The sequence below is a fragment of the Streptosporangium sp. NPDC006013 genome, assembly GCF_040614275.1.
Lineage (GTDB): Bacteria > Actinomycetota > Actinomycetes > Streptosporangiales > Streptosporangiaceae > Streptosporangium.
In genome coordinates, this window is the sequence record NZ_JBEXUE010000914.1 from 1 (window position 1) to 1,593 (window position 1,593).

Annotated in this window: 1 protein-coding gene; it reads right to left on the reverse strand. The window is 70.4% G+C overall.

Annotation, left to right across the window (positions count from 1 at the left end):
• A partial coding sequence (locus ABZ260_RS50865) for a polyketide synthase dehydratase domain-containing protein (RefSeq protein WP_355633125.1) occupies positions 1–1,554 on the reverse strand: 1,554 nt, incomplete at its 3' end.
• Between the last annotated feature and the right edge of the window lie 39 nt (positions 1,555–1,593).

Here is a 1,593-nt window from a genome sequence, read left to right on the forward strand (position 1 = left end):
AGGCTTCACCCGTACCAGCCGGGCAACCCGCACCCCACCCTCGCGCACCGCCACCTGCGGCTCACCCGACGCCAGCACACCGGCCAGCACCGACGTAGAGATCTCCTGCCCGTCCACATCCACCAGCACGAACCGGCCGGGATTCTCCGACTGCGCGCTCCGCACCAGACCCCACACCGCCGCAGCCGGAAGATCAGCCAGCACCTCGCCGTCCTGAGCCGCGACCGCACCCCTGGTCAGGAACACCAGCCGAGAATCACGACACTGGTCATCAGCCAACCATCCCTGCACCAGACCCAACACACGGGCGGCCAACTCGTGCGCCGACTCCACCACCCCACCCACCGGGTCCGAGATCACCTCCGCCAGCACCACACCCGGCACCGGACCCGCCCCCACCAACGACGCCAGATCCCCATGAACCCGAACCTCACGCCCGTCCGCCTGCCAAACCCCCGCGAGACCCAGCAAGTCCGAGCCAAGCATCGCCAACGGCGACACCTCAGCCGCCGGGAGATCCGTCAACGGCATCCACTCCACCCCGAACAGCGCATCCCGCTCCAGCACCCGACCACCAGCGGCGGCGAACCAGTCGGACGGGATCGCGCGAAACACCAGCGACCGCGCCGACATCACCGGCTCCCCGGCGGCATCCACCGCCGCCAGCGACACCGCATCGTCGCCCGTCCTGGCCAGCCGTACGCGCAGCAGCGATGCACCGGCCGCGTGCAGGCACACTCCACCCCAGGAGAACGGCAACCGGCCGCCCCCGGAAACGTCCAGCCCGGCGAAGCTCACCGCGTGCAACGCCGCGTCCAGCAACGCCGGATGCACCCCGAACGAACCCGCGCTCGACTCCACCTGCTCGGGCAGGACGACCTCGGCGAACACCTCACCACCCGCACCCCGCCAAGCCGCCTTCAGGCCCTGGAACGCCGGCCCGTAGCTCAGCCCGCCCTCGGCCAGCCGCTCGTACAACCCGTCCAGCTCGATCGCCGTCGCCCCCTGTGGTGGCCAGACCGTCGCGTCGAAAGCCTCGGCCACCCGGCCACCGGCAGCCAGCACACCGGTCGCGTGCCGCACCCACGGCTCCTCATCGGCCGCCTCAGCCGGCCGGGCGTAGACGCTCACATCACGACGGCCCGACTCCTCCGCCACGCCCACCCACACCTGCACCGCGACCGCGTCATCCTCACCCAGCACCAACGGCGCGGCCAGCGTCAGCTCCTCCACCACATCAAAGCCGACCTGATCACCCGCCCGCACCGCCAACTCCACAAACGCCGAACCCGGCACCACCACCGAACCCATCACCACGTAATCGGCCAGCCACGAATGCGACCGCAACGACAACCGGCCGGTCAGCAACACCCCATCAGAACCGGCCAGCCCCACCGCCGCACCCAGCAACGGATGCCCCGCGGCCGCCAACCCGGCAGCCGCCACATTCCCCACCCGCGAACCAGCACCATCAGGCCAGAACCGCTGACGCTGGAAGGCATACGTCGGCAACTCCACCCGGCGCCCACCCGGAAGCACCGCCTGCCAATCCACCACCACACCATGCACATACAGCTCAGCCAGCGCCGACAT